Origin of the sequence: Caldisalinibacter kiritimatiensis, from assembly GCF_000387765.1 — a bacterium.
GTDB classification, from domain to species: domain Bacteria; phylum Bacillota; class Clostridia; order Tissierellales; family Caldisalinibacteraceae; genus Caldisalinibacter; species Caldisalinibacter kiritimatiensis.
This window is the reverse complement of sequence record NZ_ARZA01000226.1, coordinates 1-23,090: the sequence shown is the minus strand read 5'-3', so window position 1 is coordinate 23,090 and position 23,090 is coordinate 1. Positions and strand designations below refer to the sequence as shown.

At 29.1% G+C, this 23,090-nt stretch carries 21 protein-coding genes; 16 read left to right on the top strand and 5 right to left on the bottom strand.

Features of this window, described 5'->3' with window-relative positions; translation table 11 throughout:
• Positions 1–73 precede the first annotated feature (73 nt).
• Entirely contained in the window at positions 74–1,054 is a 981-nt protein-coding gene (locus tag L21TH_RS10195; RefSeq protein ID WP_006315448.1) for an asparaginase, read from the bottom strand.
• Between the two features lie 205 nt (positions 1,055–1,259).
• On the opposite strand from L21TH_RS10195, the gene L21TH_RS14345 reads away from it, so the two are divergent.
• From L21TH_RS14345 to L21TH_RS10175, 5 genes are all read left to right on the top strand, one after another.
• Positions 1,260–1,412, top strand: a complete 153-nt coding sequence (locus L21TH_RS14345) for a hypothetical protein (RefSeq protein ID WP_006315447.1) — start codon at positions 1,260–1,262, stop codon at positions 1,410–1,412.
• A gap of 321 nt (positions 1,413–1,733) precedes the next feature.
• Positions 1,734–2,987: a dicarboxylate/amino acid:cation symporter gene (locus tag L21TH_RS10190; RefSeq protein ID WP_006315446.1), complete on the top strand. Its 1,254-nt coding sequence runs from the start codon at positions 1,734–1,736 to the stop codon at positions 2,985–2,987.
• Between the two features lie 250 nt (positions 2,988–3,237).
• Positions 3,238–4,395 (top strand): cysteine desulfurase family protein, encoded by a 1,158-nt coding sequence (locus tag L21TH_RS10185; RefSeq protein ID WP_006315444.1) that lies wholly within the window; start codon positions 3,238–3,240, stop codon positions 4,393–4,395.
• Positions 4,396–4,400: 5 nt separating this feature from the next.
• Entirely contained in the window at positions 4,401–5,570 is a 1,170-nt protein-coding gene (gene thiI, locus L21TH_RS10180) for a tRNA uracil 4-sulfurtransferase ThiI (RefSeq protein ID WP_006315442.1), read from the top strand.
• 239 nt (positions 5,571–5,809) lie between these two features.
• Positions 5,810–7,162 (top strand): sodium-dependent transporter, encoded by a 1,353-nt coding sequence (locus tag L21TH_RS10175; RefSeq protein ID WP_006315440.1) that lies wholly within the window; start codon positions 5,810–5,812, stop codon positions 7,160–7,162.
• 180 nt (positions 7,163–7,342) lie between these two features.
• On the opposite strand, the gene L21TH_RS10170 is transcribed toward L21TH_RS10175, so the two are convergent.
• Positions 7,343–8,191, bottom strand: coding sequence for a DMT family transporter (locus L21TH_RS10170; RefSeq protein ID WP_006315438.1), 849 nt, complete (start codon positions 8,189–8,191; stop codon positions 7,343–7,345).
• A gap of 283 nt (positions 8,192–8,474) precedes the next feature.
• Here L21TH_RS10170 and L21TH_RS10165 point away from each other — a divergent pair, with 283 nt between their 5' ends.
• Positions 8,475–9,065, top strand: a complete 591-nt coding sequence (locus L21TH_RS10165; RefSeq protein WP_006315435.1) for a TetR/AcrR family transcriptional regulator — start codon at positions 8,475–8,477, stop codon at positions 9,063–9,065.
• 65 nt (positions 9,066–9,130) lie between these two features.
• Positions 9,131–10,495: a radical SAM/SPASM domain-containing protein gene (locus L21TH_RS10160; protein ID WP_006315433.1), complete on the top strand. Its 1,365-nt coding sequence runs from the start codon at positions 9,131–9,133 to the stop codon at positions 10,493–10,495.
• 18 nt (positions 10,496–10,513) lie between these two features.
• Here the strand turns inward: L21TH_RS10160 and L21TH_RS10155 are convergent, their stop codons facing one another.
• Positions 10,514–10,852, bottom strand: coding sequence for a hypothetical protein (locus L21TH_RS10155; RefSeq protein ID WP_006315431.1), 339 nt, complete (start codon positions 10,850–10,852; stop codon positions 10,514–10,516).
• A 201-nt stretch (positions 10,853–11,053) separates the two neighbouring features.
• A complete protein-coding gene (locus L21TH_RS10150; protein WP_006315429.1) occupies positions 11,054–12,427 on the bottom strand; it encodes an MATE family efflux transporter in 1,374 nt (457 codons plus the stop codon).
• Between the two features lie 191 nt (positions 12,428–12,618).
• On the opposite strand from L21TH_RS10150, the gene L21TH_RS10145 reads away from it, so the two are divergent.
• Genes L21TH_RS10145 through L21TH_RS10125 form a run of 5 tightly spaced genes read left to right on the top strand, consistent with a single transcriptional unit; the run spans position 12,619 to position 16,883 of the window.
• A complete protein-coding gene (locus L21TH_RS10145) occupies positions 12,619–13,158 on the top strand; it encodes a helix-turn-helix domain-containing protein (protein WP_006315422.1) in 540 nt (179 codons plus the stop codon).
• Between the two features lie 24 nt (positions 13,159–13,182).
• Positions 13,183–14,229, top strand: coding sequence for a spermidine/putrescine ABC transporter ATP-binding protein (potA, locus tag L21TH_RS10140; RefSeq protein WP_006315421.1), 1,047 nt, complete (start codon positions 13,183–13,185; stop codon positions 14,227–14,229).
• Positions 14,226–15,056, top strand: a complete 831-nt coding sequence (locus L21TH_RS10135) for an ABC transporter permease (RefSeq protein WP_006315410.1) — start codon at positions 14,226–14,228, stop codon at positions 15,054–15,056. The genes potA and L21TH_RS10135 overlap by 4 nt, the downstream gene beginning before the upstream one ends.
• Positions 15,053–15,847, top strand: a complete 795-nt coding sequence (locus tag L21TH_RS10130) for an ABC transporter permease (RefSeq protein ID WP_006315409.1) — start codon at positions 15,053–15,055, stop codon at positions 15,845–15,847. Before L21TH_RS10135 ends, L21TH_RS10130 begins: the two co-directional genes overlap by 4 nt.
• Entirely contained in the window at positions 15,840–16,883 is a 1,044-nt protein-coding gene (locus L21TH_RS10125; RefSeq protein ID WP_006315408.1) for an ABC transporter substrate-binding protein, read from the top strand. Before L21TH_RS10130 ends, L21TH_RS10125 begins: the two co-directional genes overlap by 8 nt.
• 40 nt (positions 16,884–16,923) lie before the next feature.
• Here the strand turns inward: L21TH_RS10125 and L21TH_RS10120 are convergent, their stop codons facing one another.
• A complete protein-coding gene (locus L21TH_RS10120) occupies positions 16,924–17,355 on the bottom strand; it encodes a C40 family peptidase (protein WP_006315407.1) in 432 nt (143 codons plus the stop codon).
• 632 nt (positions 17,356–17,987) lie between these two features.
• Here L21TH_RS10120 and L21TH_RS10115 point away from each other — a divergent pair.
• The 4 genes from L21TH_RS10115 to L21TH_RS10100 form a co-directional block, all read left to right on the top strand.
• Entirely contained in the window at positions 17,988–19,151 is a 1,164-nt protein-coding gene (locus L21TH_RS10115; RefSeq protein WP_006315401.1) for an MFS transporter, read from the top strand.
• Positions 19,152–19,824: 673 nt separating this feature from the next.
• Positions 19,825–20,391, top strand: a complete 567-nt coding sequence (locus tag L21TH_RS10110) for a nitroreductase family protein (RefSeq protein ID WP_006315400.1) — start codon at positions 19,825–19,827, stop codon at positions 20,389–20,391.
• Between the two features lie 133 nt (positions 20,392–20,524).
• Entirely contained in the window at positions 20,525–21,649 is a 1,125-nt protein-coding gene (locus L21TH_RS10105) for a metallophosphoesterase family protein (protein ID WP_006315399.1), read from the top strand.
• Positions 21,646–23,090: AAA family ATPase (locus L21TH_RS10100; protein WP_034429892.1), on the top strand; the 1,445-nt coding region annotated here is incomplete at its 3' end. The genes L21TH_RS10105 and L21TH_RS10100, both read left to right, overlap by 4 nt.

The following is a 23,090-nucleotide window of genomic DNA, read 5'->3' as shown; positions in this document are numbered from 1 at the left end:
ATAGCAGCAGCTATAAACAGATTAAGAATATTAAAGATGAAATAAAAAGTTGAGGCTTAACTAACCTCAACTTTTATATATTTTCAAATATATTACGTATTTTATTTATATCATTTGTTATTCCTAGTGCTAACATTAATTTGATTCGTGCCTTTTGACCAGGTAAATTATATCCGAAAATGGCTCCTAACTTTTTTAGATGTTTTCCAGCTCCTTCATAACCATAAGTATCAAGAACTCTTCCAGTAGGGCATCTAGATACTATTACAATAGGAATGTTTTTATTTATTGCATTTTCTATTCCTTCTATCATTTTAGGAGGCACATTACCTCTGCCAAGGGCTTCAATTACTATCCCTTTATAACCGGATTGGATACAAAACTCTATTAAGTCGGAGTTCATACCTACACCTGTTTTGAGTAAAGCTACATCAGTTTCTATATTTTCTGTTGGAATATAATCTCTGTATTTGATATCTCTATAAAAAATAACCTCATCATTGTCAACTATACCTAATGGACCAAATTCTGGTGCTTTAAAAGTATTAACAGTTAAAGTATTTGTTTTAGTAACTTCTGAAGCAGCATTAACTTCATTATTCATTACCACTAATACACCTTTATTTTTAGCTTCATCAGATATAGCAGTACAAATTGCAGCTGATAAGTTACTAGGTCCATCATAACCAAGTTCTGACCCATTTCTCATAGCTCCTACAACTATAACAGGCTTTTCGTTTTTTATGGTTAGGTGTAGAAGATACGCGGTTTCTTCTAAAGTGTCAGTACCATGAGTAACGACGACACCAGTTATATCTTTGCGGGCAAGGGTTTTCCTAACTAGTTTAGAAAGTTCCATCATCTTTTCTGGTGTCATATGAGGTCCAGGAAGTTTAGCAAAGTTTATAATTTCAATATCAGTGTATTTTTCTATGTTTGTAACCATAGCCATGATTTCTTCGCTTGATAAGGCGGGGATAGCAGCATTAATTCTAGGGTCTACTTTCATAGAAATTGTACCGCCTGTAAATATAACAGCTACTTTATTTTCCAATTAAAAAACCTCCCAGTAAGTTTATATGTATATCGTTTATATATTATTTTAACATATAATAAAGGGATATTGAATAATTTTAAATATAAACGACAAGTAACTTCATAAAACAACTTAAAATTCAATATAGTAATAGTTTAAAGCACTCATAAATTAATATATAGATTAATATTATAAAATAAGAGTATAAAAAGGGTTGATGACATTGATATATAAAATCATATTACATAAGTTTGGAGTTTATAGTATTAATAAAACAGATGTAGATAAGGATATTGAAAAAATATCTAGAATATACGATAGATGCGAAGATACATCAAAGCAAGAATTAAATAACAAAAAAGCCAAAAGGACCTAAAACAGGTCCTTTTGGCTTTTCCGTTTGAACAAATGGCACACAACTCGTTCAAAAGGGGTATTGGGGATAATTTTTCTTAAGGTTACCAGGGGGATAATCACAAGAACGATTATAACAAAATACGACAAATTATGCAACTAAATTTTTAAATTTTTTTGATTTAAAGTTAATTTATAAATAAAGTGTTGAAAAAACACTTCCAAAAATTTTATATTGTCATACTTGACAAAATATGATTAAATATATTTAAATAAATATTACGATGACGTAATAATACTACTTATAATATTACAAAAAATAAACAACAAAAGGAGGAATTATATGCTGAAGAATACAAAATTTCTTAAAAACTCAGCTAATTTAATTTTAGTAGCGATGGTTTTAGGTATTATCGCCGGTGGAGTTATGGGAGAAGATGCAGCAGTATTTGCTCCATTAGGTAAGGTATTTATGAAACTTATTAAAATGTTAGTAATACCATTGGTTACTGTTTCAATAATATCTGGAGCAGCTTCTTTAGGTAATACGAAATCAGCAGGTAAAATTGGTATAGCAACATTTGGATATTATATGGGTACTACTATGTTTGCTGTTGCTTTGGGACTTTTATTAGGGAATATATTTAAGCCAGGATTAGGTTTAGATATGTCAACTATTCAATCTATGTTTTCTGATGAATATATAGATAAAGGAGGAACTCCAGGTTTTTGGGAGACTATTTTAGGTATCATACCAGTAAATCCTTTTAAGGCATTATTAGATGGGAATATACTTCAAATATTATTTTTTAGTTTATTTTTAGGCTTCGGTATTTCTACACTTGAAAAAGAAAAGAAAGATACTTTATTAAATATGTTTAATTATATAATTGAAGCACTTATTTGGATGGTTGAAAAGGTTATAATTATAGCACCTATTGGTGTATTTGGACTTATGGCAGATGCTGTTGGAACTTTTGGATACGAAACTTTATATCTTGTGTTAAAACTACTAGGTGTTTATATATTAGCTTTATCAATACACACTTTTGGTTTTTATCCATTTATGGTAAAAATGTTCTCAAAACTTTCTCCATTTAAGTTTTTAAAGAAGATAAGGAAAGCACAAATGGTTGCTCTTTCAACTGCATCATCAATGGGTACTTTACCTGTTACTTTAGATGTGTGTGAAGAGGATTTTGAAGTTTCCAATAGTACAGCTTCTTTTGTATTACCATTAGGAGCTACTATAAACATGGATGGAAATGCAATTTATTATGCACTTGTTGCTATGTTCTTTTCACAAATGTTTGGTATAGATTTAGGTATAACTGAGTATGTTGCAATAATACTAACTGCTACAATTGGTTCTATTGGACAAGCAGGTGTTCCGGGACCATCTTTACTTGTTGTCGCAGTTTTATTATCGGCTAATATACCTGTAGTTGGGTTACCATTATTGTTTGGAGTTGACCGTATATTTGATATGCTTAGAACAGCAGTAAATATAACAGGAGATGCTTCATGTGCTGTAATAGTTGACCAAATATTTAAAGTAGATGAAATAAATAATGATATGTCAGAAAATATAGCATAGAAAGTATAAAAAACCACCTTCTTTATCTTAAGTAGGTGGTTTTTTTAGTGTTTAAGATTGAAGCTTGATTTAAAAGAAAAACTTTAATAAGCTATTATTTTTCTATATAATAAATAAGAGAGTAAAAAGAGCGGCATTGTTATATAAAGATTATTATATTATAATTTATCTGCATATAAAGTTTGATAATAAAAGTATATAGTTTTTAGAATAATATTAGTTAAGATATATGAAGTTGCGGGGTGATTATATGATTGTTTATTTAGATAATAGTGCTACTACTAGACCTAGAGACGAGGTAATAGATGTAATGAATAATATGCTAAAAATTGATTATGGTAATCCTTCATCATTACATAGAATGGGCTTAGAGGCTGAAAAAAAAGTAGAAAGCTCAAGACAAATAATTGCTGATTTTTTAAGAGTTAGAAAAGATGAGATATTTTTTACTTCTGGGGGTACTGAAAGTAATAATATAGCTATACAGGGACTAATCAACAAAAACAGTAGAGCTGGTAAACATATTATTACAACTGAAATAGAACATTCGTCTGTTTTAAATATATTTAAGGCGTATGAGCAACGTGGCTATGATATAACTTATCTTAATGTAGATGAGTACGGCTTTATTGATATAGAACAACTAGAAAATAGTATAAGGGAAGATACTATTGTAGTTTCAATAATGTTAGTAAATAACGAAATTGGTACTATACAAAATTTAAAACAAATAAAAAAGATTATCTCTAAGAAAAACAATAATGTAAAATTACATATTGATGGTGTTCAAGCGTTTGGTAAAATAAAAGTTGATATTAAAGATTTAGGTATTGATACATTTTCATTTAGTGGTCATAAAATACATGGACCTAAAGGCGTAGGTGGTCTATATGTACGAAAGGACGTTAATCTTGACCCGATAGTATTTGGCGGCAATCAAGAGAGAGGAATAAGGTCAGGTACAGAAAATGTACCTGGGATAGTTGGACTAGGTAAAGCTGTGGAAATTTTAAGAGATAATTTTACTCAAGAAAAAGAAAAGATATTATCATTAAAGAAATATTTTGCGAGTAGTATTCAAGAAAAAATAGATAACATAAAAATGAATAGCTTATTAGATAATAGGTCAGCACCACATATATTAAATATATCATTTATTGGTGTAAAAGGAGAAGTTTTGCTACACTATCTAGAACGGTTTAATATATTTGTGTCTACAGGCTCAGCTTGTTCTTCTCACAAAAAAGGAAAAAGTCATGTTTTGAAAGCCATTAATCTTAAGGATCAACTTATAGACGGTACAGTTAGATTTAGCTTTGCATACTCAAATACTAAAGAAGAATTAGATTTTGCACTAGATAAGCTGATAGAATCAGTCAATGAAATAAGAAAAATAACAATGAGGTGATAGTAGTGGATAGAGTTATAAGTATTAGCTTAGGGGAGTTAACTCTTAAAGGAAAAAATAGGTCTTATTTTGAAAAGAGCGTAGTTAAACACATAAAAAATGCAGTTAAAGATTTAGGAGCTCCAAAAGTATACAAGGATTTAGGTAAAGTATTTGTTGAAGTAAATGAGAACAATATTGAAACATTAATTAAAAGATTAAAGAAAGTATTTGGGATTGTATTAATAAGTCCTTGTATTAGAACGGATAAAGATATAGAAGAAATAAAAAAAGCTTCTATAGCTGCAGTAAAAGAAGCAATGGAAAAAAATAATGTAAGTACATTCAAAGTTCAAACTAAAAGAGCCGATAAGAAATTTCCGATAAAGTCAATGGAAATAAACAGACAAATAGGAGGAACAATTTTAAGAAACTTTGAATCTTTAAAAGTAGATGTACATGACCCTAATTTATATGTAAATGTTGATATAAGAAATAAGTGCTACATATATACAGATAAGATTAGAACATATGGAGGATTACCGGTAGGAACTAACGGTAAAGGTTTATTATTACTTTCAGGTGGAATTGACAGTCCAGTTGCAGGATTTATGATAGCTAAAAGAGGAGTAGCAATTGACGCTGTTTACTATCATAGTTACCCATTTACAAGCGAGAGAGCAGATGAAAAAGTAAAAGAATTGGCAAAAATTCTTTCTAGATACTGTGGAAAAATAAGACTTCATAGTATTAATATACTAAATATACAAAGAGAGATTAATCAAAAGTGTCCTGAAGATGAGTTAACAATAATAACAAGAAGATTTATGATGAGAATAGCTGAAAGAATAGCAAATCAAAATGGACATGATGTATTAATTACTGGTGAAAGTCTTGGTCAGGTAGCAAGTCAAACAATAAAATCTATAAATGTAACTAATTCTTCAGTAAATATACCGATTTTGAGACCTCTTATAGGAATGGATAAAACTCAAATTATTGAAATATCAAAAGATATAGAAACATATGAAACTTCTATTTTACCATATGAAGATTGCTGTACAGTATTTTTACCTAAGCATCCAGTTACCAAGCCTAAAATAAAGGATATTGAAGAATCGGAATTAGCATTGAACGTTGGAGAATTAATTGAATTTGCTATAAACAATATGGAAATAATAGAGATTGAACCATAGAGTGGAGAGCTTTCTCCATTCTTTTTATTTATGACAAAACTCTATTAACAATTTAGTATGAGAGAATATTAATTTAATTGAATTCTATTATTTATAAGTTTTTAGCTAGCATACAATAGTCAGCAGCTAATAGGTAGAAGTTATACATAAATATTTTCTTACTAATGAATAATACTAGAGTGTAGAAGCAAAATAAATATATATCAAAATAAATCAAAAGAGAATAGGAAGGAGATACTATGAAAAGAGATAGTTTTGGTTCTAGATTAGGAGTTTTAGCTGCTGCAGCGGGTTCTGCAATCGGCTTAGGTAATATATGGAAATTTCCTTATATTACAGGAGAGAATGGTGGAGCCGCATTTATTTTAATTTATTTAATATGTATTATAATTATCGGATTGCCAATTATGTTGAGCGAGTTTGTTGTTGGTAGGAGAGGTCAGTTGAATGCAGTAGGTTCGTTTAAAAAATTAGCACCCGGTAAACCCTGGTGGATTGCAGGTTTTGTAGGTGTTTTATCATCATTTATAATTTTAACTTACTATGCAGTTATAGCAGGTTGGATATTTACTTATATTATTAGGGCTGTGACTGGTCAGTTAATACAAGTGGCACCTGATAATTTAGCTACTTACTTTAGTGATTTGATTTCTAGTCCATTTGAGCCTATTGTTTTACAGTTCATAGTTTTATCAATAACAGCATTTATTGTTATAGCAGGAATAAAAGATGGTGTGGAAAAATATAGTAAGATATTAATGCCTATTTTATTAGTTATATTAATCATTTTAGCCATTAGGTCTGTGACATTAGAGGGAGCAAACAAAGGATTAGAATTTTTATTCAGTCCAGATTTTTCATCGTTAACAGCAGCGGGTATATTGGAAGCTCTAGGGCATGCCTTCTTTTCACTTAGTTTAGGTATGGGTATAATTATAACCTATGGTAGTTATATAAATAAAAATGAAAATTTACCTACTATGGCATTACAAGTAACGATAGCAGATACTTTTATAGCTTTAATGGCTGGTGTAGTAATATTTCCAGCAGTATTTGCCTATGATTTTGCAGCAGATTCAGGACCTTCGTTGATATTTATCACGCTACCTGCTGTTTTTAAAGAAATGCCTCTAGGTGGATTCTTCGAATCATTATTCTTTATCTTAATAGGTATAGCAGCTTTGACCTCAACAATTTCAATATTAGAAGTTGTTGTAGCCTATGTAACTGAAGAGTTTGAAATATCAAGAAAAAAAGCAACAGTATTATTAACACTAATTATATTTATTATAAGTATTGCTAACTCATTATCATTTGGTGTTCTAAGTGAGTTCAAGATATTCGGAAAAACTATATTTGACCTATTTGATTTTATAGCTTCAAATGTTTTATTGGCAACAGGAGGAATATTAATTTCATTATTTATTGGTTATGTATTAGGTGTTGATAAAGCCCTAGACGAAATAACCAATGGTGGTAAAATTAAATTTAGATACGGTAAAGCTTATGAAATTGTAGTTAAATATTTAGCTCCTATATCAATTGCTATAATTTTATTAAATGCTACAGGCTTATTAGCAGTTTTTCTTTAATAATAAGTAACAAAAAGCAGCCAGTTTTAAATGGCTGCTTTTGTTAGTTAAAGCTACATATTGAAGTACGTGGACGTTTTTTAATCACCACAAACAATTATATTTATTGCTTTTATCTATGCTTTTATACACTGATTAGTTTGAGGTTTCAGGCTAAAAGCTAATAGCGGAAAATCAGTTTCAGCTGATCTTCCTATTTGAACGATAGTTTATATATCCAGCACTAATAATTAGAAATCCACCTAAAATACTTAAACTATCTGGTATTTCAGCCCAGACTATCAATCCAATCATAGTAGAAAATACAATATTTACATATGTGTAAATTGATAGCTCTCCAGCAGGTGCATATCTATAGGCATTAGTCATTAAAAATTGAGCAGTAGTTGCAAATACACCTAAAGCAACTAATTTTAATATTTGTGTGAAATTAGGTATGATAAATTGCCCTGAAAGCATGAAAGGTATCATAGCAATAGTAGAGAAAAATGCAAAATAAAAAACTATAGTTTCTGGAGCATCAGTATGTCTTAGATGTCTGATAGCTGTATAAGCACCTCCTGCAAAAACAGCGGATAATAGTGCTATTAAAGCAGGTAATACACTAGAATCAAATTTTGGTTTAACTACAAAACTGGCACCTAAAACTGCAATTATTAATGCAAGTACTTGAGGTTTTTTGATTTTTTCTCCTAAAAAAAGTGCAGAAAAGACCATGACAAAAAAAGGTGACATTTTATTTAATATAACTGCATCGGCTAGGTTTATATTAGAAAGTGCATAAAAATATGCAGCAACTCCACATAATCCTAATAAGCCTCGTAAAGCTAGAAATTTTTTGTTATTGCCAAGTAAAGGCTTTTTGTTTTTAACTATAATATAAGATGCTATTATCAAACCTAAAAGATTTCTGAAGAATATTTTTTCTGGTACAGGCATCCCTTCTAATGATTTAACAGATGCGGCCATTAATGAGAAGAATAGTGCTGAAAGTAATATTAAGATTATTCCTTTGGTTTTGTTTTCCATATGCAACCTCCTATTATGATTTAAGTTAATTGCAATTAATATTGTACAACAAATGAATAAAAGTTTAAACAATATAATAAATATTTTATTAAAGTATAACGTAACTAGAACTACTTAGATAAACAAATAAAAATAAAGTATAAACATAAAAACTTAAATATTACTATAGGCTTTAATAAAAAGATGTTATAGAATATATAACCTTTTAAAATAAATATTGACAAAAAAACAATTTGTGATAGAATTAAATTGACAAGTATGTCGAAAAAAAGGAGGGATAGCTTTGCCCAAAATAGTAGATTATGAAGAGAGAAAACGAGAGATAGCTAAAGTAGCAAAAGAAGTTTTTTTAAAAAAAGGTTATCATAAAACTAAACTTTCTGACATATCTATGGAATGTGGAATTGGTAGGACTACATTGTATCAATATTTTAAAAATAAAGACGATATTTTTTACTTTACAATGCATCAAGCGATAGATGAGTTAAAGAAAAATTTAAAGAATATTATAAATGCTCAAGAAAAAAGTTTTTTAGAAAAAATAAAGCTTATAATACTTGAACTAATAAGAGAATATGAAAACAACAATATGATAGTTATATTAACTGAATTGTGGTTGATATTAAGAAGAGAAAGGATAGAAGTAATAGAAAAAATAAAAGAAAGAGCAATAGAGCTGAGAAAAGTATTTGAGTATTTATTGAAAGAGGGTATAAAGGCAAAAGAAATAAAACCAATTGATATTAAAAGTATGTCAAATACTTTATATGCATTAGTGGAATCTTTAGTAATTCAGTTATCTTTACATAAAGAAATAAATATACAACAGCAATTCAAATCAATAGATATATTAATAGATGGGTTAAAAATATAATTTTTTTAAAACTAAATTGACATGGGTGTCAAAAAAATATTAAAAAATTTAAAGGGGGATGAAACATGAAGTCTGCTAAACAACTAGTGAGTTCAATGGTTTTAAATGAGGGGTTAAAGTATATTGAAAAAAATCCTATGAATAATTTGACTAAGATTTTGGACTGGGGGGATAAATTAGCAACTGAGAATGACCATAAAAATGCTATAAAGACATTTAGAAGGATATGTAGTAATCCAGATAATAATTGGTATAAACTTATTGAAAGATTTTTTACTGAACTAAATCCAAATGCAAGGAAGAAATTTATTACTAATTTTTTTGTTAATTCAGGATTAGTCGGAGTTCCACTAAAGAAAAAACAGCAGAAGAAGTATGATTGTAATATTCCTTGGGCTATATTAATGGATCCAACCTCAGCTTGTAATTTACAGTGTACAGGTTGTTGGGCTGCAGAGTATGATAAAGTTGCGTCATTAAGTAATAGTGTATTAGACAGAATAATAAAAGAAGGTAAGGAACTTGGTATATACATGTACATATTTTCAGGTGGAGAACCTTTAGTACGTAAAGAAGACTTAATTAAATTAGCAGAAAAGCATGATGATTGTATGTTTTTGGCGTTTACCAATGGAACATTAGTTGATGAAAAATTTGCTAAAGACTTGGCTCGAGTAGGAAATTTTGCGTTAGCTATTAGCGTTGAAGGATTTGAAGAGGAAACAGATATGAGAAGAGGTGAAGGGACATATCAAAGAGTAATGAAATCAATGGACTTACTAAAGAAAGAAGGAGTAATATTTGGATTTTCAACATGTTATCATAGATACAATACTGAGGTTATCGGTTCAGATGAATATGTAGATTATTTAATAGAAAAAGGTTGTACTTTTGGATGGTATTTTACTTATATACCAATAGGTAAAGATGCAGTTATAGATCTTCTTGCGAGACCTAATCAAAGAGAATATATGTATAGACGTGTTAGAGAGATGAGACAAGAAAAACCAATTTTTGTTTTAGATTTTTGGAATGATGGAGAATATGTAAATGGTTGTATAGCAGGAGGTAGAAATTATTTACATATTAATTCAAATGGTGATGTAGAGCCATGTGCTTTTATTCATTATTCAAATGTTAATATAAAAGAAGTTAGTCTTTTAGAAGCTCTGAAATCACCACTATTTGAACAATATAGGCTCAATCAACCATTTAATGCTAATCATTTAAGACCTTGTCCTTTGTTAGACAATCCCAATAAACTAAAAGAAATGGTACATAAATCAAAGGCTAAATCTACTCAACCAATTGATAAAGAATCAGTAGATGATTTAACCAATAAGTGTCAAGAGATATCAAAGAAATGGGCTGTTACAGCAGAGAAACTATGGAAAGAAAGTAAAAACATTAACAAAAGTAAGATGGCCTAATTAAAGGCCATCTTAATACTAGCTATTTATTTTTTCATAAACTCTTTGATATAAAGGATTATCTCCCATGTTTTGGTCCATATAGCTCATAAAGCTTTGTAGGTCGTTACCTGCGAATTCTATTATTTTGTCTGCAAAATAATCTACTATTCTATCATCTTCGCATTCAGCTACTACTTCGAAAATTTCAGTTATATTGTTAGCTAATAGTGAAGCGGGGTTACTTCCTACATTATAAGCAGGAGTAATGTTATTACGTACCATAGTGTTAAGTGCATTACATAATACCCATCCAGTACCTTCTACAGTTTTAAGTAAGTTATCCATATGTTTCGTAGTTTGACTATCATAATCCATAGTACTATCCCTCCTAAATATTAAAAATTGTGTTAATTGCATAAGATAATCTTTATAAAACTCTTCATATTATATTGTTTGTAAATAAAAGAAAAAAATAAGTAGAATAATAAAATAGTATATTTAAAGTGAAATATTTTTTGATTTAAATAATGTGTTTTCTCTTATAAATAAAACTAGGGATGGTTATTTCAACCATCCCTAGTTTTGCTTATCATATTGCATCTTTGTAAATGTTTTTGATAATGTACTTTTTAACCAAATGACCATGAATATACCAGATATTATTTCTGATAATGGGAAAGCATACCAAACATAATTTAAACCACCAAGTCTTGATAATATGTATGATAGAGGTAGTAATAGAATTATTTGTCGTGAAAATGATAGTATTAAACTTGGTATACCTTTACCTATTGCCTGAAAAGTTGTTGAGCCAATAATAGCTGGACCAATTATTGGAAAAGCTAAGCTTATTTTAGTTAAAGCATCTTTACCTAAATTAATAAGTTCTTCACTTGGGTCAAACATTTTTATTAGCTGAACTGAGAACAATTGAAAAATAACAAATCCCAGTGTTGTAAAAGTAAAGGCTATTAGAAAACCGTATTTCATAGCTTTTTTCATTCTTTGAGGTTTATTGTGTCCATAGTTATAACCAATAATTGGCATATAACCTTGGTTTAAACCAAAAACAGGCATAAATACGAAAGATTGCAATCTAAAATAAATTCCCATTGCAGCTATAGCAGTAGCACTGTATTGGTCTAATATAGCATTAATACCTGATATCATAAAAGAAGCTAAAAATTGCATAGTCATAGCAGGTAAACCAACTTTAAAAATTCCTTTTATTATGTTTAAGTCGAACTGAAAAGTTTTGAAATTTAATTTTATTTGATTATTACCATTGAATAGCATAAATAAAATAAAACTACCACTTATTATTCTAGAAAATACAGTAGCAATTGCAGCTCCTTCTATACCAAAGGACGGAAAAGGTCCTAGCCCAAAGATTAGTAATGGGTCAAGGATTATGTTTAGTATTGAGCCAATAAGCATAGTAATCATGGGAATAAAAGTATTACCCTCACCACGTAATATATTATTTGCTATCATAGGTATAAATAATGCTAAAGACCCAATAAGTATTATACGGATATAGCGCATACCTAAGTCTATTAATCTGGTGTCACTTGTAAATAATGATATAATATTTTTGGAGAAGAGAAAACCTATAATACCAATTATTACACCATATGTTATAGCTATTATTAATACGTGTTCACCAGCATTAGAAGCCTTTTGTTCTTTACCTTGACCTAATAATCTAGATATTAAGGAACTTGTTCCTACACCAGTACCTACAGCAATTGCTATTAACACCATTTGTATTGGGAATGCTAGAGATAGTGCAGCTAGTGCATCTTCGCTGAGTCTTGAAACAAAGATACTATCAACGACATTATAAAGTGATTGAATAAACATAGATAATATCGCAGGTACTGAAAGTTTAAAAATTAAAGGCAGTATTGGTTTAGTACCTAATATATTATTACGATTCGTTTGTTCCAATAAATATTCCTCCTTCAAGTAAAATGTCAATCAACTATATTTTCTCACTTACAAAAGAAAAATACAACTAAAAATACAACTAAAAACATTATTGACTTTTAAAAAGCAAAGTGCAATAATATTATAAGTAATAGTTTAGTAATTATAAACATAGAGTTTAATAAAGATGATAACAGACGAGGAGGGCTTATGTGAATATAGGTGAAAAGATAAAACGACTAAGGATGAAAAATTCTCTTACACAGGAAGAATTGGCTAATAGATGTGAGCTTTCAAAGGGGTTTATATCTCAGTTAGAGAGGGATTTAACTTCTCCATCTATTGCGACTCTGGTTGATATATTAGAAACTCTAGGTACAAATCTTAGAGATTTTTTTAATGAGACAGAGGATGAAAAAATAGTATTTACTAAAGAGGATTTTTTTGAATCTGAAGATGATGAAAATAAATATAAAATTAACTGGATAGTGCCTAACGCACAGAAAAATATGATGGAACCAATTCTAATTTCTATAGAACCTGGTGGTAAGACAAAAGAAGATGACCCACATGAAGGAGAAGAGTTTGGATATGTTGTATCAGGCAGTGTTAATGTTCATATAGGAAGTGAGAAATATAAAGCAAATGAAGGCGAAAGTTTTTATTTTAAAGCAAACTACAAACATTATTTATCAAATCCAGGAAAAGGTAAGGCGGAGGTGTTATGGGTAAGTACACCACCGAATTTCTAGCAAAGAAATGGAGGGAAGTATAGGTTGAAAAATCATATTATAGAGCTTAAAGGTATAACAAAATGGTTTGGAGAAACTAAAGTTCTTGACGATATTAACCTATATGTAAAGAAAAATGAGTTTTTAACATTACTTGGACCTAGTGGATGTGGGAAAACAACTACTTTAAGAATAATTGGTGGTTTTGAGCACCCTACAACAGGTGAAATTACCTTTGAAGGTGAAAATATTAAAAATGTACCTCCACATAAAAGACAGATAAACACAGTATTCCAAAAATATGCATTGTTTCCACATATGAATGTTTTTGAAAATATAGCATTTGGTTTGAGAATTAAAAAATTATCTAATAGTGAAATACGAAAGAAGGTAAAGTATATACTGAAGTTAGTAAACTTGGCTGGTCACGAAAGAAGAACTATAGATTCATTAAGTGGTGGACAGCAGCAAAGAGTGGCTATTGCTAGAGCTTTGGTAAATGAACCTAAAGTTTTATTATTAGATGAACCGTTAGGAGCATTAGATTTAAAGTTGAGAAAAGAGATGCAATTTGAACTTAAAAATATGCAAAAAAGAGTAGGCATTACTTTTATATATGTTACACATGACCAAGAGGAAGCACTTACTATGTCTGATACTGTAGTTGTAATGGATAAAGGTAGAATACAACAAATAGGAACTCCTGAAGATATTTATAACGAGCCTAAAAATGCTTTTGTAGCTAATTTCATAGGGGATAGCAATATAGTAGATGGAGTAATGTTAGATGATTATTTAGTAGAGATAGAAGGTAAGAAATTCAAGTGTGTTGATGGAGGTTACGGAAAAAATGAAATTGTAGATGTTGTTATCAGACCTGAAGATATAAAAGTCGTTGATAGTGGCCATGGGAGGTTAAAGGGGAACGTAATTTCTGTTACATTTAAAGGAGTATATTATGAGATGGTAGTTAAGGAAAATGAAAGAACATGGAAGATACATAGTACACGTATGTATAATATTGGAACAGAAGTTGGAATGGAAGTTGCTCCTGAGAATATACATATTATGAAAAAGGTGAGTAATAAATGAGAAAAAGGTATATTTCGTACCCATATATATTATGGATTATAGTTTTTATATTAGTTCCCCTTTTGTTAGTACTATATTTTAGTTTAACTACAAAAGATTTTGAAACAGGTGCAATTAAAACTAGCTTTGAAAATTATAAGCGTTTTTTAGACCCAATTTATTTAAAGGTTTTGGGAAGGTCCATTAACTTAGCATTGATAGCCACATTTATTTGTTTAATTTTAGGATATCCTATGGCAATAATTATATCCAAAGCAGATATTTCTAAAAGAAATATAATGGTTTTATTATTTGTAGTTCCAATGTGGATGAATTTTTTACTTAGGACTTATGCATGGATGACGCTTCTAGGTAGGAACGGTATTATAAACGGCATATTAGATTATTTAGGACTACAGAAACTAAATTTACTTTATAATAGCGGAGCTGTTATCTTAGGAATGGTATATAACTTTTTACCTTTTATGGTGTTACCTATATATTCTGTTTTAAATAAAATAGACAAAAGTGTTATAGAAGCTGCAGAGGACTTAGGAGCTAATAAAAACATTATATTTAGAAAAGTAATATTTCCATTAAGTTTACCTGGAGTAATATCAGGAATAACTATGGTGTTCATGCCTGCAGTAAGTACTTTTGTTATCTCTAGACTTTTAGGTGGAGGACAGTATATGTTGATAGGTAATCTTGTTGAGCAGCAATTTCTTTATGTAGGAGATTGGCATTTTGGTTCTGCTATTTCTGTGGTGATGATGATTATGATATTAATTTCAATGGCTATTATGTCTAGATATGATAAAAAACAAGAAGGGGGCGGATTGTGGTGAAAAGATTTTTCACTAAATTATATACAGTTTTAATTTTTTTGTTCTTATATGCCCCTATTGTTGTTTTAATAGTCTTTTCATTTAATAATGCCAAATCTAGAGGTCATTGGGATGGATTTACATTAAAATGGTATTTTAGTTTACTTGAAGACGAACAAATTTTAAAATCATTGTACTATACTGTAATCATTGCTATATTGTCTTCAATTATATCAACACTTATAGGAACTTTTGCTGCTATAGGGATTCATAATATGAATTATCTTGGCAAAAAAATTACTATGAATCTTAACTATTTACCAGTTTTAAATCCAGATATAGTTACAGGTGTGTCTCTTATGACACTGTTTATTTTTGTAAAACTAAAGTTAGGTTTTTTGACAATGCTTTTAGCACATATTACTTTTAATATCCCATATGTAGTACTTTCTGTTTTACCTAAGCTTAAGCAATTGAATAAACATCTTGCTGAAGCAGCTATGGATTTGGGAGCAACACCATTTTATGCATTTAAAAAAGTGATTTTACCAGAAATAATGCCAGGGATTATTACAGGAAGTCTTATAGCGTTTACATTATCTATTGATGATTTTGTAATTAGTTTCTTTACTACCGGCAGTGGAGTGACAAATCTTTCAATTACTATTTATTCTATGGCTAGAAGGGGGATTAACCCTAAGATTAATGCATTATCTGCTTTAATGTTTGTAAGTGTAATAACTTTATTGATTATCATAAATACTAGAACATCAAAGGAAATAAAAAAAAAAGGGGTGACGTTTTATGATTAAAGTATTCAGAAGGATTTTATTAATAGTTTTGGTGTTAGGTATTTTAGTAGCTAGTAGTGGTTGTGGTGAAAATAAGCCAGTGCTAAATGTATATAACTGGGGTGATTACATTGATGAATCAGTTTTAAATGATTTTGAAGAAGAATATGGTATAAAAGTAAACTATGAAACTTATGCAACTAATGAAGATATGTATGTAAAAATAAAATCAGGTGGAAATAACTATGATGTTGCATTCCCCTCTGATTATATGATAGAAAAGATGATTAAAGAAGATATGTTAATGAAGATAGATATGAATAATATACCTAATTATAAGTATATAGACGATAAATTTAAAAATTTAGATTTTGACCCTAATAATGAGTATTCAGTACCATATATGTGGGGTACAGTAGGAATTTTATATAATAAAAAAGTAGTAGATGAGAAAGTAGATAGCTGGGATATATTATGGAATGAAAAATATAAAAAACAGATTTTAATGCTTGATAGTCAAAGAGATTCTATTGCAGTAGCACTAAAAAAATTAGGATATTCACTTAATACTAAGAATGTAGAAGAGTTAGAAGAAGCAAAACAAGAATTAATAAAACAAAAGCCTTTAGTTCTTGCTTATGTAGGAGACGAAGTTAAAGATATGATGGTAGGTGAAGAAGCAGCACTTGCAGTAGTATGGTCAGGGGATGCTATAGCTATGATGGAGGAAAACGAGAACCTAGAATATGTAGTTCCAAAAGAAGGTTCTAATTTATGGTTTGATAATATGGTAATTCCTAAAACTTGTAAGCATAAAAAAGAAGCTGAGTTATTTATTAATTTTATGACTAGACCACAAATAGCATTAAGAAATACTCAATATATTGGATATTCAACTACTAATGAAGAAACATGGAAAATGTTAGATAAACAGATTAGAGAAAATCTAGTAGCATATCCAGATGAAGAAGACATTGAGGGATGTGAAGTATTTCTTGACCCAGGTGAGTTTATAAAAGAATATGACAGAGTATGGACAGAAGTAAAGGTTCATTAAATAATTAAGGCGGTCGTATTTATTCTGACCGCTTTAATTATTATATCAACCTTATGCCGCCTCTGAATCTTCTTTTCCAATGGCGTTCTAATTTACTTACTAAAAAACCACTTTTTGGTGACATATGAACAAATCTTTTATTATCTATCATAATTCCAGTATGTGTTATTATATTATGACTTATAGCAAAATAAACTAAGTCTAACGGTTGAAGTTCATTTATACTTACTGCTTTTTTTCCTAAACTTTGTATTCCTCTGATATATCTTTCGGGGTCTTTTTTAAACCAGTTTTTTTCAATAGGTTTACCATCATTATCAGGTACTTCTATTCCAAATTCTTTATAAAATAGTACAACAAAACCTAAACAATCTACTCCTTTTTCTAATGACCTCCCATTATGTACAAATGGGACATTTTTAAATTTTTTTATAAGAGTTTCAATTTTTTCTTTATATTCATTTTGGTCCATAATATCGCTCCCTTAATAAACGTTAAAAAATAAGTTATACTTTAATATCATCATATGAGTAAATACATAAATTAGTGATGATATATTCACGAAATTGTGACTAAACACATATATTGCAATAGGAAGAAATCCTAATACTTTAAACGAAACGGGGTGAATTTATGGGTTACGGATATAATGATGGTAGTGAATTATTATTTTTCTTCTTACTATTAGTTGTGTTATTCTGCTTCTGCGGTTATGGACACGGATGCGGCCTTGGTCAGTAGATGTAATATAGATAATTAGAGGTCATTTGACCTCTAATTGTCTTGATGAAAATTGGACATGCTAAGTTTATACAAACTTTAGTAATATTTTAAAAATAAAAAGATGAGTAAATTAATAGAGGATTTAGTAAATGAGATAAATAATGTATAACTTACAATATTTACTTCTTATATGAAGTAACATTAATTCTTATGCTAATAATATATAATTCCATATAAACATTAATGAGGGACATTTTCAGTCCCTCATTAATGTTTAATAAGTAAATAATACTAAATAAAATTTTTCACACTTTTTATATATAAACTGCTATAATAGATATGAATTAAATATAAAAACAAAAGACGTAAGGAGAGATTGACATGAAAAAAAACAAACACATTTTAGCAATAGGATTTATATTTATAATAATGATATTAATGGCTATGACTGATAATACAAGGGGAGTATTTATTCCAGAGTTTAAAAAAGCTTTTCAAGTAGAAGATACACAAATGGGAATTATGATAGCAGCATGTTCATTGGGATACATAATTTCAACGTATGTTGGAGGTATACTTTGTGAGAAAGTAGGTCAAAAAAAAGTAATGCTTACTGGTTTTGTATTTGCTATTTTTTCATTATTAAATTTATATATAAGCCAAAATTTTATAATGTTATTGGCTGGGTTGTTTTTTCTTAACGTAGGAACTTCTTTAATGGCAATAGGAATAAATACATTGATTCCAGTGTTAGCAGTAAGTTTTCAAGCAGTACTTATGAATATGATACACTTTTGCTATGGAGCTGGAGCTACTATAACACAGAGAGCTGCAGGGATTTTACTATTTAGCGGGGTAACATGGAGAAATATATATCTTATGATAGGGTTTCTTTTTTTAATTACCTTAATAGGTTTTATTTTAGTGAAAATACCAGAGCCAGATAAAGTGGAAAAAGATGAAAAAATTGATAATAAAGCAATATTTAAAAACAAGCTAGTATATTTTTATATGTTAGCACTAGGATTATATGTATCAGCTGAACTAGCTACAGGTAATTGGTTTATTAATTTTTTAAAAGAAGTTTATAAATTCAACGATAATAAAAGTACTTTTTATTCAGCATTATTTTTTGGAATATTTACGGTAGGTAGATTTTTAGGTGGATTTGTAGTAGAGAAGTTTGGGAGAGTTAAAAGTGTATTAGTATCATTGTGTATATCCTTCATATTTTATACATCTGGATTAATACTTGGAAAAGATGGGGTTATGATTATATCAATTTCAGGATTATTTTTTGGTATTGTATTCCCGACTTTAGTTTTAACTGTTAGTAGTGTGTTTAAGAAAAATAGTGCTTATATAACCGGTATTATAATTACTGCTGCATCGACTATTAACATGATTATGAACTTGATAATTGGGTGGTTAAATGACTTAATTGGAATTTATACAACATATTATCTTATTCCTATAAGTTTATTGGTAAGTGCATTATTTACTTTACTAATTTATAAAAATACCAAATCTATATTAGAAAATTAAAGGTGGCAAATAAAAGCCACTTTTTTGTTTAGGATAATTAATATTATTTAAATAAGAAAATACTAGTTTTGAATTACATATATAAGAACTAATCTATCTACTTATTGTTTGTTTTCTGTTAAGAATAGTAATCTAATATATAAGAACTATCGACTGGCAAAAAATAAGTCGAGGATATAGTGGTTAAATAGCACCACTGTAGATAGCTTATTACCCTGGCAAAATCTTTCGACTAGGACAGAGCAAATCACTACCAGCAGTGATGGTTCATTCGACTCAACATGATATCTTAACAACTCGATACAATCTTTCGACTGTATAAAATCACTAGCTAGTTTTATGACAAAACTAACATCGATACCATGGTAAATCTTAGCTCGACATTATATGATAAGTTGGGACCCTATTACAATCAAACAATATGACTGTAATAAAGCCTTTCCCAACCATATAATATCTTCCAAAGACTGCACGTCATCCCATTGAGGTGGTATACAATCTAAGGATAATCTACATATACGCCTACAAGCATACACATAAATTGTTGCTAACCATTATATCCTCGACACTATTATTATGGTTTATTAGTACAAATAATATGCATAAAAAAATAAAAAAAATTTACATTAATTAAATTTAGTATGTAAATAATATTTTTAAGGAGAGTGATGCTATGCAGTTTTATGATGTTATAGAAAATAGAAAAAGCATAAAACAGTTCAAAAACACACCTATAGATAGGGACAAAGTGGCTAGAATGATAAATGCGGCTATGATGTCACCTTCTTGGAAAAACAATACATCATATAAATTCATTTTAGTTGATGACCCAATGCAAAAGGAAGAGTTATCAAATGCAGTATTAAATACAACAAATGAAGCATCAAATGCAATAAAGCAGGCTCCAATGGCAGCAGTAGTAGTAGCAGACCCTTCACTATCAGGAAATGTAGAAGGGAAACAATATTATTTAGCCGATGCTTCGATAGCTATGGAGCATTTTGTTCTTGCAGCTACAAATGAAGGATATGGAACGTGTTGGATTGCTGAAGTAGACGAAAATAAAGTTAGAAATACACTGTCTATACCGAATGATTACAAAGTTGTTGCAGTAACACCGATAGGTAAATCAGCAGAAAATCCACAACAGCATCCTAAAAAAGATGTAAAGGATTATATATTTATGAATAATTGGGGTAAGCCATATACAGAAAACGATTATCATCTTATTCAAAAATAACATTTTACCGTATGCTTAATGCATACGGTCTTGTTTTTTTATTAAAGGAATATATAATATAAAGAAGAATATATATTAAAAAGGACAAGTTTTTAATATACCTATAGGATGAAATGAGTGAGGGGGGCCTAAAGTGGAATTAAAAATATTACATACTGGAGATTTACATATAGGTATGAAGTTTAACAACTATCCTGATACGATAAGGGAAGAACTTGTTAGTGCAAGGTTTGAAGTTATAGATAGATTAGTAGAACAAGCTAATACAAATAAATGTAATATTTTCTTAGTTGCAGGAGACTTATTTGACAATATAAACAGAATACCTAAAAAAGATATAGATAAAGTAATAAAAAGCTTAAATAAATTTGAAGGAGAATGCATAGTTATTTTACCTGGAAATCATGACTATGATAATGGCATGAGTGAATTATGGGATAATTTCAATAAAAATATAACTGACAAATTTATTATTATGAATGAGAATAGACCATATAAACTAAAAAAATATGATTTAGATGTAGTGATATATCCAGCTTATTGCAATTCAAAGCATTCACAAGATAATAATCTAGGTTGGATTAAGGAATTACAAGAAAAACCAGAGGGAAGATGGCATATTGGAATAGCACATGGTGCATTAGAAACTATTTCTCCTGATATTGAAAATAAATATTTTAATATGACAGAAGATGAGTTAGAAGAAATAGAATTAGATTTATGGTGCTTAGGTCATACACATATTCCATATCCAAATGAAGAATTAGTAAATGATATTAAAATATTTAATGCTGGAACTCCTGAACCAGATGGTATGGATTGTAGTCATAACGGTAATGCATGGATTATTGCTATAGACGAAGAAAAAAATATTGAAGGTAAAAGAATAAAAACAGGTAGATACGAGTTTAAGGATTTAAAATTCTTAGTAAAAGATGAGGATGATTTCAAAAAGATAAAAAGAGAAGTACTTACTGATAAACCAGAACATAAACTTGTTAGATTAACTTTAAAGGGTAGAATAGAAAAAGAACTTTTTAGTAACTTAAATATACTCTATGAAGAATTACGAGATAAGTTAGGATATTTTTACGTTGATGATTCACAACTTAAAGTGAAAATTACTAAAGATATAATAGATAGAGAATTTACAAAGGATTCTTTTCCCTATAGATTATTAACAGGGCTATCAAAGAATACTGAGGATGATGAAGCATTACAGATAGCATATGAGTTAATTAAGGGGGTCAAAGAATGAGGTTTGTTAGTTTTAACACTAAAAGATTTGGAGGTATAAAGGACAAAAAACTTAAATTTGAAGATGGTATAAACGTAATTTTAGGCCCTAATGAAGCAGGGAAGAGTACCTTAGTAGATGCAATATATAATACTATCTTTATGCATACAAATCTTAAGTTGAATAGAAAAGACGATAGAGAATTCAATGAAAGATATATGCCATATCCAGATGGAGACTTTATAAACGGAGAAATAATTATAAACATTGAAGGTCAAATATATAAGCTTACTAAAGAATGGGGAACCAATCCTTTTGTTTCTATGGAGCTTCCAGATGGAAAAATTATTAGAGATGAAAAAAAGATTAATTATGAAATAAGGAATAAATTAAAAGTAGGAGCAGCTACATTTGGTAACATAGTGTTTGTAAAACAGAGAGAGATTAAGAAAGCAATAGAAAAAATAACAAAAGACCCAGAGACGACTAATACTGTAAGCTCAATGCTCAGAAAAACTGTTATGGAGCTTGATGGAATTTCTATTGAGGAACTGAAAAATAAAATAGATGATGAACTATCTTTATTATTAAAAAGATGGGATTATAAAAACTCAAGACCAGAAAATCCAAATAGAAGATATAAAAAAGGAGTAGGAAAAATATTAGAATCCTATTATGAAATGATAGATATGAAGCAAGAAATGAGAAGAGTAGAGGAAGTTGAAAGAGAGTTTGAAAATGTAACTATAAAAATGAAGCAACTAGAGGAAATAAAAATAAAGCTAAAAGAGGAAATACAGAAGCTACAAGAAATAGAAGATGATATATTTAAAAGAGCTACAATAGAACCACATATAAAAAATTTAAGAAAGCAAATAGAACATTTAAAGGAAATAAATAAGAAATGGCCAGTTAAGAAAATGTTACTAGACCAAAAGAAAGAAGAGTTAGAAAAATTAAATAAAAAATTAGAAAATCTTAATGAAGAACTTAAGCTAGCAGAAAAAGTAGAAAAACAAAAACAAGTAATTGATATTTTAAACAAAGTAGAAATTAAAGAAAAAGAAATTAGACAGTTAAGTAAAGAATTAGAAGAGTTAAAAGATATAACTGATGAAGATATTGAAAAGCTTGAAAAAATACAGAACACTATAACTAGAAACCAAAGTGCTATAGAAGCAGCTACTATGATAGGATATATTACTAAAAAGAAACCTTTAGATATTTGGATTACAAGAGGGCTCGAGAACAAGGAAAAAGTTAATAGCGATATTGAGTTTATAGCTAATGGTTATTTAAAAGTAGAAATTGATGATACATTAGAACTAGAATTAAAATCTGGGGAAATTGATTTTGAAAAACTAAGTAGAGAATTGATTAATGCTAGAGTTCAATATAAAGCTATTCTAGAAAAAATTAAAGTTAATAACATTGAAGAAGCAAAGTTAAAAAGAGAAAAATA